At 67.5% G+C, this 10,906-nt stretch carries 7 protein-coding genes and 1 pseudogene; 3 read left to right on the top strand and 5 right to left on the bottom strand.

Features of this window, described 5'->3' with window-relative positions; genetic code table 11:
- The 5 genes and pseudogenes from CIB93_RS37705 to CIB93_RS05190 all read right to left on the bottom strand — a co-directional run.
- Positions 1 to 329, bottom strand: a pseudogene (locus CIB93_RS37705) (hypothetical protein); the annotation flags it as partial.
- Positions 326 to 1,396, bottom strand: a complete 1,071-nt coding sequence (locus CIB93_RS05210; protein ID WP_096624510.1) for a ParA family protein — start codon at positions 1,394 to 1,396, stop codon at positions 326 to 328. The gene CIB93_RS05210 and the pseudogene CIB93_RS37705, both read right to left, overlap by 4 nt.
- A gap of 1,141 nt (positions 1,397 to 2,537) precedes the next feature.
- Positions 2,538 to 3,290: a hypothetical protein gene (locus tag CIB93_RS37385; RefSeq protein ID WP_143659994.1), complete on the bottom strand. Its 753-nt coding sequence runs from the start codon at positions 3,288 to 3,290 to the stop codon at positions 2,538 to 2,540.
- 243 nt (positions 3,291 to 3,533) lie between these two features.
- On the bottom strand, positions 3,534 to 4,439 hold the full coding sequence (locus tag CIB93_RS05195) for a phosphotransferase family protein (protein WP_096624504.1): 906 nt from the start codon (positions 4,437 to 4,439) through the stop codon (positions 3,534 to 3,536).
- 33 nt (positions 4,440 to 4,472) lie between these two features.
- Positions 4,473 to 5,867 carry a helix-turn-helix transcriptional regulator gene (locus tag CIB93_RS05190; protein WP_096624502.1) on the bottom strand — a complete coding sequence of 465 codons (1,395 nt, stop codon included), beginning with the start codon at positions 5,865 to 5,867 and terminating at the stop codon, positions 4,473 to 4,475.
- A 283-nt stretch (positions 5,868 to 6,150) separates the two neighbouring features.
- Here CIB93_RS05190 and CIB93_RS05185 point away from each other — a divergent pair, with 283 nt between their 5' ends.
- The 3 genes from CIB93_RS05185 to CIB93_RS05170 all read left to right on the top strand — a co-directional run bounded on the left by CIB93_RS05185 (position 6,151) and on the right by CIB93_RS05170 (position 10,893).
- Positions 6,151 to 6,702, top strand: a complete 552-nt coding sequence (locus CIB93_RS05185) for an anti-sigma regulatory factor (RefSeq protein WP_257002030.1) — start codon at positions 6,151 to 6,153, stop codon at positions 6,700 to 6,702.
- A 40-nt stretch (positions 6,703 to 6,742) separates the two neighbouring features.
- Positions 6,743 to 7,288 (top strand): AAA family ATPase, encoded by a 546-nt coding sequence (locus CIB93_RS05180; protein WP_096624500.1) that lies wholly within the window; start codon positions 6,743 to 6,745, stop codon positions 7,286 to 7,288.
- A 533-nt stretch (positions 7,289 to 7,821) separates the two neighbouring features.
- On the top strand, positions 7,822 to 10,893 hold the full coding sequence (locus CIB93_RS05170; RefSeq protein WP_179499975.1) for a lantibiotic dehydratase: 3,072 nt from the start codon (positions 7,822 to 7,824) through the stop codon (positions 10,891 to 10,893).
- The last annotated feature ends 13 nt before the right edge of the window (positions 10,894 to 10,906 follow it).

Genomic DNA, 10,906 nt, shown 5'->3' with positions numbered 1-10,906 from the left:
TTCTCCTCGGCTTCGGCTTCGGCTTCGGCGCGGGCGGCCTCTTCGGCCTTGCGCTTCTCCTCGGCTTCGGCTTCGGCTTCGGCGCGGGCGGCCTCTTCGGCCTTGCGCTTCTCCTCGGCCTCCGGATCGATGGAGGGGACAGGGGCCGGGGCAGTAGGAGGAGGAACCGCTGCGCCACCCCCTGCGAAGGTGGCCGGTACGGCGCCTGCAGGCGCCGTACCGGCAGACTGGCTTCCGGCCGCAGCCACGCGGGATCCGCGGCGCCGTCCCAGCCCGGCAACCTGGGGCTTCGGCGGGGTCACCGGACCGTTCGTGTAGGTCTCGGTCATGCGGCCAGGGCCTCCTCCTGCTCTACCTGAACCACGCGCTCAACGATCTCGACGACCAGATCTTCGTAGTCGCGGCCCACCTCTTCAGCACGTTCCGTGGGGAGCACGGTTCCGTTCTGGCCGCGCTTCTTCTCCCACCACTTGATGCCGTCGGACGCTTCGGCGACCTCGTACGCCAACTGGCCCCTGTCCCGGCAGTTGACCGCGACCCCCTCTGCGTCTCGGATGACCGCCTGGAAGACGGGAGCATCCGAGCCGGCCTCAGCCAGCAGCGTCTGGATCCGCTCCCGTGCTTGGACCCACAGGCCGACCGGTCGCTTCTCCTTCGTCTTCTTGTCGGTGTAGTACCGGTGGGCGAACCCGAAGAGAACCGCGCCCAAGAGCTCCAGATCGGGGTTGAGATGGGCGGTCTCTTCGAAGCGGTGTGATACGCCACCGAGTCCGTCGATTGACGAGGTGTCGCCCGTCGAGACCGGGGCCAGCACCCACCTGGCCGCGCACAGTGCAAGGAGCTGGGGCTCTTTGGTGACCGGCGGGCAGTCGATCACGATCCAGGCGTACTCGCGGGACAGCTTGGCGAGCATCACGGCCAGGCTCAGGTTGGCTGCCTGGCCGTGCTTGCTCTGCATGGTGACCATCTGGAACGGGATCTGCTCCAGCTGCTTGCCGCTCGGGACCACGTCGAGGTGGGGGCGTACATCGCGAATGATCTTGGGCAGGTCGCCGAACTGGAGGGCGATGGCGAGGGACTTGCCGTCGTCGTTCAGCGCGTGGCCCTTGATGCCGAGGTCGTGAAGCGTGTTGCCCTGGGCATCGACTTCGATGAGCAGGACACGGCCGGCCTCCTGGCCCTCCGCCGCCTTCGCGGCCTCTCCTTCGGCGAGAAGGCCGGCCGTGTGCGACGCGATGCTCGTCTTGCCCTGGCCGCCCTTGCCGTTGAACACGGCGATGACCCGTGTCAGGAAGGGGCGGAGCGACTCCACGAACCGATTCAGCACGTCGGGTGACGTCGAGGGCGTGAACGGCTCAAGTGAGAAGTCGGGAAGCGTGAGTTCATCGACGGTCATCAGTGCGGGTTCCCCTCCGAGCGATCGACGGGCGCCGTGTGGCGTCCGATGGTGGACTCCGACCTGGGTCAACGAGCAGTTCGCGCCCCTGGTGTAGAGACGGGACGGCAGCTTACCCGAGGGTCTGGCTGCTGAGCGGCTCCCACCCCGTGGCCTACCTGGGTTCGTTCAGGCATCCATGTGTCAGACCGCATGGACGATTGCCAGGTGGTTCTTTCGCTGAGTCTCGTGATGGGTCTGTCGTTGATTCCCACGGTTGGCTGGTCACCTGTTGGTTCAGCAGGTCTACAGGCGAGTCTCTGGGGCGTCCGTCAGATCGATCCAATAGTGAACCTTTCGACTGCCCGGTGATTCGGACTATGCCTAGTTTGATCGGGTGTTCGTAATTGGGGCCGTCAGAGGGGCTGCTAGTCGGGTCTCCAGTGGGTTCTGATGGTTGGGTGCACCTGAGGTCGAACTATCGGACCCGGTATAGGCCGGGAGCTAGATCGTGAGTGCAGTCGTATCACTGGCCGAAGGCAAAGGCTATGTGCAGCCTGTTTCTACAGTCGTATCGCTGGTCAAGGGAAGGAGCTTTGTACGGCCTGTTTCATGGACCTGATGAAGGTGCTATCTGAAGGCGCGTTGAAGGGGTGTTGCATAGGTCGAAGGGGAGTCGTACTGGTCGACCTGTACATAGACCTATGTAGGAAGCGTGCTTCACCCTGGGGTGAAGGCCGGCCTAAGGACTGCAAGAGCACTGCTAGTGAGGCTGGGTGAGAGACTTGAAGAGGTCTGCGATAGCGACTAGGCAAGAGACTTATCTAGCTCTGTGACCTGCATAGATGCTCTTAGTGTGGTTGCTTCAATCTTCGTGAGATTGGAGATCAATCACTCTTGGTAGTGGTCGATGATGCAGGAGGTCAGTCCGTGCTTGTGGGCAAAAATACCCCAAGTGGCGTGTTGGAAATTGGCGACCTCTTGCTGGAACCAAGGGAGGTGTTGAGGGGTGAATCGGTCGGTTGGCTGAGCGTTCCGATGTGCTTCTGGGGCGCCTTCTAGTTCGGCAACAGTTGCTCATCAGGATCGCGAAACCTGTGGTGGTCAGATCTTCTGGTGGGGGTGTGACAGTGGAGAAGGCTGTCTTGTGGAGGCTTGATACTCAAAGGTTCCGCGCGTCATTGAGTGCCGATTCGGCTTCCTTGGTGCGGGCAGCAGGCACGCCTTGTGTGGCTGCGAACAGCTTGATTTCGGTTGCCGCGAGGCTGATGTAGGCGATCAGTCCTTGCTGTGCTGTAGGAGTTGGAGACTCCTCTTCGAGGATCTCTTGCGCAGCAGCGAGCCATTCCTCGGCATCCTCGTTCAATGTGAGGTCGTCAATCTGCCGAAGAAGGTTCGATGCGACACCACATACCTCGTTGAATCGCCTCGCGACGGCGAGTTGGGCGCGGCGCTCACGATCGGCTGCCGCGGCCTCCTCGGCAACGGCCTTCCGTCCAGCAGCAGGGGTGCGCCGGCCATCGGGTGCTGCTGCCGATGCGCGAAGCCGATCGAGACGGTTGGATGCGCTGCCCGGGTACTCGACTCCGATCAGGTCGGCGACAGCCTGCCAGGTGAGCCCGCCGCTACGGGCGTCTTCCAGGGCCGCGAGTTCCTCGCGGTCCAGGGCTTCGCGTAGGTGACGGATCAGTGTCAGTCGGAGGCCGGCCTGCTCGCCCCGGCGCTTGTTCTCGAAGGTGGCCGACGGGAGAGCGCGGTGGTGAGTCCGCGTGTAGCTGAGGATTCCGATGGAATCCCGGTCATCTGGCCACAGGGCGAGGCTCTGATCGTCTGCATCGACGTGCATCTGGTAGAGCTGCTGGCGGAGTTTCCGCAGGTCAGCGCTCTGTGGGCGAAGGGGGCGTCCTTTGGGCACGGGGTGATGATGCCACCCGACCTGCCTCTTTGTCAGTCTGACAAAGAGGGGATGCTTCCCCTCAAAAGGGTCTGATCCGAAGAGAGGGAGCCGGTCGCAGGGATGCCCGTGGAAAACACGACAGGATAGAGAGAGGTTGTACACGGACCGTACCGGAGACTTGCCTGGTCGCGTCCTGTGGATCGACTGGGGCGAGGGGCACCGCACCCCTCAGCCCGCGGTGCCCGCACGTACTGCTTGGGGTCAGAGGATGCTCCAGCCGAGGAGCTGGTCTTGGCGGCGAAGCCCATCCACCCGTCGTTGGACCTCTTCAAGACTGCTCGGGGCGTGGTGGACCTTTCGCGCGTTCGTCGTGATCATGCGCAGCTCGCGGATCGCCGCCAGGGTGCGGTATCCGGGCCAGCGCGTGACGTCCCACCCGTACGCGTCGGCGAAGGCCCCGTAGTGCTGTTCTCCGTGACCGAAACGTCGGCAGTGAACCTCTACGGTGATCAGGTCCCACTCCGGCTGTCCGAGCGCCACCGTGTCCCAGTCGCACAGCACCGCCTTGCCGTCGCCCACATGCAGGGCATTGCGGTGCTGAGGGTCTCCCTGGATCACTCCCTGCGGGAGTTCGAACTCAACGGCGTTCAGATCGGACTCGAGTTGCGCGGCGTGCTCGCCCAAGAACGACAGCGTCTCCGAGGGCAGACAGGTGATCGCGGAGAGAGACCGGCGGATCGCTGCGAGGTTGTCGTGGACGGGCAGGGAAACGGGTGGAGTCGGCAGCGTGTGGAGTGCGTACAGAGGCTTCGCCAGCTGGGCTGCGGCAAGGGGTTGAGCTGGCTGGGGCAGGTACTGCCAGAAGGTGATGGCGTGCTGGTCGATGACGACGGGCTGGTCGACGGGGTGCAGGGGAACCGTGGGGAAGCTGGCGGCCATGAGCCACCGAACGAACTGGACGGTGCGTGCCACGTCATCGACGCGTGACCCGCGTCGGGCGATCTTGACGACGACCTGCTCCTTCTCCAGGAGAATGACCGCGTTCGTGTGCCCGCGGAGCAGGCGGGCGTCGGAGGAGTCGAGGCCGACGGCCGTACACCCTCGCTCCAGGACCTGGTACATCTCGGACTCGTCGTACCCGCCGGGGGCCGGCGCAGCTTGTGTCATGGGGTCCAGGCTCGCCGACGTGTACGGCCGCTGTCACATCTGTCCGGGAGGAAGCGCGAGGATCTCGCGCAACTCGCGCGCTGCGCGACCTGACTCCGCGCCCGGCGGCAGCGCCCCGATGACCTCTCGTGCCCGCTCTTCCACGATTGGCGTGCGGTGCTCTGGAACGATCCGTAGGAACGTACTGGCTGCCAACTGGCATGCCTCGGTCGGGCTGCCGTCGTGCGCAAGGCAGAGGGCCGACTCGAGACTGAGCAGGGCCGGATCGATGCCGGTCTTCGAGGGGTAGAGGCGGAGGGCCGCCTCCTGGACGCGACGCGCCTGGCTCGTTTTGCCGAGGGCCGTCAGGGTGCCGCTTTCGTAGAGCCTGAATCGCCGTTCGGGGAAGCCGAAGGCATCGTTGTCGGCCGGGCCTCCGGCTCCGCTCTGCTCGAACACGGCGGTGGCGATCCGGAGTGCTGCCTCGGCTCCTTCTGTATCTCCCAGCTTGGCGAGTGCGCGTGCTTCGGCCGCCGAGGCGAAGGCGGCCGTCGCGCTGGCACGTCCGCGGCTGATGATCCGGGCCTGCCGGGTCAGGGCGACCGCCTCCTCCAAGGGGCCGTAGTAGAACGGGAGCATCGCAGCTTGCGCCCGCACCCGGGCGCGGAGTTCCGTGTTGCCGCTGTCGTCCGCGGCGTTCCGCGCCGTGGCGTACCAGGACCGGGACCGGTACAGGTGCCCGAGCTTCATGAGGGCGTCGGCGATCAAGGTGGCAAGCATGGCGGTCAGCTCGGACAGCCGGACCTGGACGGCGGCCGGCTGCCGTTGCGCCGCGAGGTCCTCGACCTCCGCGAGCTGGTCCAGGAGTACCTTGATCATGGGCGCCGGAGCTGTGTATACGTACTGCTCTCGCGTCCAGAGCACCTGCTCATCGAGCATGTCGAGCTGGGTCGAGCTGACTGTTCCGGCCGCCAGGGTCCGGTCCACTGAGCGTCGGGCGGCGTCGACTTGCTGTTCCAACGCGTCGACGGTGAAGGGCGCCCGCACAGCGTTGGGCGAGGGCAGTAGGCGCCCCGTCATGGCCAGGGCGGATGACCGCGACGGCACGGCAGCCTCCGCGCTCGTGAACCCCAGATCCTCGGGTGCGCAGTGGCCGTAGAACTCGCACAGGAGCCCGAGCGTTGCCGGGCGCGGTTGGCGGCCCTTCTCCCAGTGCCCTAGCTGGTCGCCGTCCACCCGCGGGGCGTCGACACGTCCGGCGCTGACTTCGTTCAAGCCCTGGGCTGCCTCCTGCAGCGTCAGCCCGCGGGCGAGGCGCTGGGCTCGTAGGAGAGATACCGCGCAGTGGGTATGGATGACGTGGGCGATCTCGCCGGGTGACGCACCCCGCCGAGTGGCCTCTTGTCGTAACCGCTTGGCACAGGACGGGCCGTGCGGCGTGCGGTCCATCAGCACCTCCTCAGCCCGGATCGATTCTCGAAATCGTAGTGACGAGCCATCGACTCTGCGTCAAGAACAGTGACTTCTTCACAGATCAGTGACCAGATCAGTTACTTCAGGTAGCCGGGGTCACTGATCAGTCAACCGTCGCGGTTGCCCGGCGCCAGCCTCAGGCGAATCCTGCTGATCTCGGAAGCCCGACAAGCCGTCCGCTGGCCGGAGGACCTGACGCCCCGGCAGGCGGACTCACGGCGGGTGCCACCTCGTCATGCGGCCTCGGAGCCGATGGCGGGTGGCGCCCGCCTACCAGAACCGGGAGGTGGGCGCGTTGACATCCTTGAAGAGCGGGGAATTCCTGGCGGTGCTGGCATACGGCGATGGGATTGAGCGAGTCGCCGTCGAGATCGAGAGCCGGGAAAGCAACGTGGGTCAGGCCCGCCGCTTCGTTCGGCGCCAGCTCGTGCTCTGGGGTCTGCCCGAGGATGACGACCTCGTCGATCGAGTGCTGCTGGTCATCAGCGAGTTGGTCACCAACGCAGTCGTGCACGGCCGAACTCGACCGCCGGAGGAGATCGAGTCCGTGGGGGTCACGCTCGTCTTCAAGCGGGGCTTCGCGCTCGGGGTCATGGTGACGGACAACTCCGGCGACATCCCGAAGGTGAAGATCCGCCCGTCCCCCTTTGCCGACTGCGGGCGCGGTCTGGTCCTCGTCAACGCAGAGTCCGACGGCTGGACCGCGGCCCCTCGCAGCGGCCAGCAGGGTGTCAGCGGGAAGGCGGTGTGGGCCTTCTTCCAGTGCCCGCAGCCGGCTGCCCTGCCCGAGCTGTTGCCCCAGCCGGCGTGACCGGGAGCGGACATGGATTCGAGTGCTCACAGGAGAGTGCATGATCGTCGCCTTAGGCGGCCGACCCTTCACCGGCAAGTCCACCCTCGCCCGCGCCTTGGCGGAAGCCTTGCCGGGGATCTTGCTCGACACGGCTGCGCTGCGGAAGGTCCTCTTCCCCAACCTGGTCGCGGCTCCTCCGGAACTGAACGACTGGTTGTACGAAGGAGTGCTGAAGGCGGCGTCGTGGAACCTCGACACGGCACCAGGGACGGTCATCGTGCTCGACGGACGCCCCCTCACCCGGAACCGGGACGTTCTGTCTCTGCGCCGATTCGCTTCGAGCCTTGGCCACGTGCTGCACATCGTCGAGTGCGTGTGTCCCGACGAGGTGGCGTCGGCGAGGGCCAGGTCGGCAGCAGCCGGTGTTCCGGATCCGCTGCCCAGACCGAAGGATGCCGGCACGGATCCCATCCCGGAGCCGAAGGTCGTGGTGGATACCTGCCAGCCGCTGGAACGGTGCGTGTCGACCGCGCTCGGCGCTGTGTCCAGCCCGTCGAGGAGCGGGGTGGAGTCCACTTTCTCGGAGTCCACGCACCCGACATGACCAGGCCTTTGACAGCTGCTCACAGCTGTGAGCAAACGTCCATTTCGAACCGCTTACAGTCGTCGTCCTCTCAGGGCGCCGCTGGTATGGACGGCCGGCGATGTTCCGCACGAAATAGGGCGAGGCGATGGGACTGACGGCGGACGTAGCGATTCTGCTGGTGGTCGTCGTGGGCGGGATGGGCGTTCTGGTGATCGTCGGGCCGCGGTGGGAGCGAACACGGCCCGACGAACCAGAGCACGACGCAGAGGCAGGCGAGAAATGATCAACGAGCACCCTCCGGCCCGACAGGCGGACGATCCCCGGCTCCAACACGCGGAGCGGGCAACCAACGACGGGCGCGAGACCGATTCGCTTCTCCGGCGGATCGAAGTCTGTGACGCGGTCGTACCCGACACGGCCGACGCGCTCGACAGGTTCTTCCTCACCGGCCGCAGGTCGGCCGTTTGAGAAGCGGGCCGGACGCGGGCCCAGCAGCCAGAGTTCACGACCAAGGGAGAGGCATGAGCACCGCCAGCAGCAGAGTGCGCTTCGTGAGCGTAAAGCCCGCCTTGCTCCGGGCCGTCTGCCACCCGAGCGCGCGCCTTGCCCTGCCGCCGGTCCCCTCCGCGAGCGGCACACCGGATGAGGCCCACGCTTGGATCCAGCAGGCATGGGCGCTGCCGGAGGTCCGGGACATGGTCCAGCACGCCAGCCCCGACTTGGCCCGGAGCCTCGACGCTCTCACCGCACAGGGTGAGGTCGATCCGGGTCGGATCCGCGGCATGCTGCTGTCGCTGGCGGCCTACTGCCAGCGCGCTGTGACCCGCCCGGTGCCGTTCGGGCTGTTCGCCGGAGTGCTGGAGGCCAGTTTCGGCACCGCGACGGTGGTCCAGTGGGGCGAGGAGCACCAGGCCGTGGCACGGGCGGGCTCGCAGTGGCTCACGGACATCGTTAGCCAGTTGGAAGCGATGCCGCGCGTTCGCGAGCGGCTGTGGCTGATGGCGTCGAATGTGGCTGCGCCCCGCGGCGGCCGGCTCGTCGTCCCCTGGCAGCAGCGGCGTTTGGACGCGAAGGGGACCGAGGTGCACGAGGTCTCGCTGCGTCTGGAGCCGGAAGTGCGGGTGCTGACCGACCTCGCTGCTTCCCCCGTCCCCTACAACGAGCTGCTTCACAAGATCTGGGCCGACTTCCCCGAGCACTTCGAACCGGCCGTGAGGGCACTGCTGGACGAGCTGGTCGCCCAGCGCGTGCTGATCACCTCTCTGCAGCCACCGGCTACGGACGTCGACGGACTGGGCTACGTGATCCGCGAGCTCGCCCGCGTGGGTGCTGACCGCCTCCCCGAGGCCGCCGAACTTGTGAGCGCGCTGGGCGACATCCACCGGCTCATGGCCACCCACAACCGGGCAGCCGGCCGGGCTCAGGCTTCCCTCCGAGCCCAGGTCCGGGAACGGATGGTCTCGTACGTGCCGGGAGACGACCAGCCTGTCGCGCTCGACGTCCTGGTGGACGGAACGGTCGTACTGCCTCGCGAGGTGGCGCGGGAGGCGGAGACGGCCGCCGAGATGCTCGCCCGGATCAGCCCGGAACCCGACGGGTACGAGGCCTGGACGGGTTACCGCCAGCGGTTCCTGGACCACTACGGCCCCCACGTGCTGGTGCCGCTGCTCGAGCTGACCAGCCCCACCGGGTTAGGGCTGCCCGACGGCTACCACACCACTCCCACGGCCGGCACCGCCTGGCACCGCATGTCCCCTCGCGATTCCGTCCTCTTGGCCACCGCCCAGCACGCGACGCTCACCGGGGAGGACGTCGTCCTCGACGACGAGCTGGTGGAACGGATCGAGGTCGGCGCTCCGGACGCCATGGAACTGCCTCCGCACCTGGAACTCCTCTTCGAGGTCCACAGTCCCTCCCTGAACGCCCTCGCCTCCGGCACCTTCGAGCTCGCCGTCCGCGCCGCCTCGCGGGGGTGGGGCTATCTGAGCGGGGGACGATTCGCCGCGCTACTCGCGACTCGACCCTCCAGCCCCCTGCTGGACGAATTGGCCAACCGGCCGACCAGCACAGCCAGCGCGCTGACTGCCCAGCTGTCCTTCCCGGCCCTTTCCCCCTCCGGGGTGCACATCACCCGCACCCCGCAGCTGATGCCCGCCGTCATCCCGCTATCCGAGTACCGGGAACCGGCCGACGACCTGATCGAGCTGTCCGACCTGGCGGTCATGTGCGACGGACAGGCTCTCCACCTCGTCTCCCGCTCCCGCCGGCAGGTCATCGAGGCAGGCACCCCGCACCCGCTCCAGATCGAGTGCCAGACCCCGCCCCTCGTCCGCTTCCTGGACGAACTCGTCCGCGGCCAGGCCGTACGGATGACCGGCCCGGTCGGAACGCTGCGTCCCATGCACTGGGGGGCCGCCCGACACCTGCCGGTCCTGCCCCGGGTCGTCACAGGGCGGAGCGTGCTGAGCCCGGCGATGTGGCGGCTCAACTCCTGGGACCTGCCCGGCCCCCGGGCCTCAACGGCACGGTGGGAGGACACCCTGGCGACCCTCCGTGACCAGCGCCGGATCCCCGACCGGGTGCTCGCGGAGCGCTTCGACCAGCGTTTGTCCCTCGACCTCACCCGTCCCGGCGACCTCGCGCTGCTCCGCGAGCAGACATCCGATCACCGCTTCGGCCCCCTCCACCTCGTCGAGGCTCCGTCGTTCGATGCCCACGGCTGGGCCGGGCGCCCGGTCGAGGTGGTCACGCTCCTGCGCGCGGTCGGCCCGGCCCGGCCCGCGCCGGACCTGAGCACGGTCGCCGAGCCCGCCCTTAGGGCGCACACCATCGGCGGCTCGCGGTACGTCGAGGCACGGCTTCACGGACCGGTCCAGGGGCGGAGGGATCTGCTCGCCGACCACCTGCCGGGGCTCTTGGCGGACCTCGGCGACGTGGCGTGGTGGATCCGCTGCCAGGACGGGCTCGCCCCGTACCTGGAGCTGACCGTGCGCGTTGACGACCCGGAGACGACCGGGGCAGCCGCAGGCCACATCGGCGCCTGGGCCGACCCGCTCATGGAGTCTGGTGCGCTGCGCGACCTTATCCTCGTGCCCTACCGCCCGCACCCCGGCCGGTGGGGCGACGGACCGCTGCTGAAGGCTGCGGAGACAGTGATGGCGGCGGACTCCGCCGGCATCGCCCACCAGGCGGCGTCCCGTGGGGCCGGAGCCGACCTCCGAGCGGAGGTGGTCGTCGGGCTTCTCGACATCGTCGAGGGATTCCTCGGAGGCCGGGAAGCCGGACACACCTGGTGGGTCGGCCAGCCGAAGGACAGCACGGGCGGGCGCCTTCCGCGGGACGTCCAGCAGGACATCGGCCGCCTGGTGGAAACCGGGCCCGACAGCGCGGCGGCACCGTACTGGGCCGCACGGCGGGACGCGCTCGCCGCCTACGCCGAGCTCGTCCGCGCCGACGACAGCATCGACGCCGACCGCGTCCTGGACGAACTCCTCCACGAACACTGCCTGCGGACGTCCAGGCCGGACCCCCGCTTCGAGGTCATCGCCCGGCGCCTGGCCCGCGCGCACGCCATGACCGCCCTGGCGACGAAGTCGCGTCCCACCAAGGCCCCGCCGCCCTAGGCCCTCTCAAGCT

This window comes from Streptomyces sp. WZ.A104, from assembly GCF_002382885.1.
GTDB lineage: Bacteria > Actinomycetota > Actinomycetes > Streptomycetales > Streptomycetaceae > Streptomyces.
The sequence above is the reverse complement of the archived record's forward strand: the minus strand, read 5'-3'. Positions and strand labels throughout refer to the sequence as shown.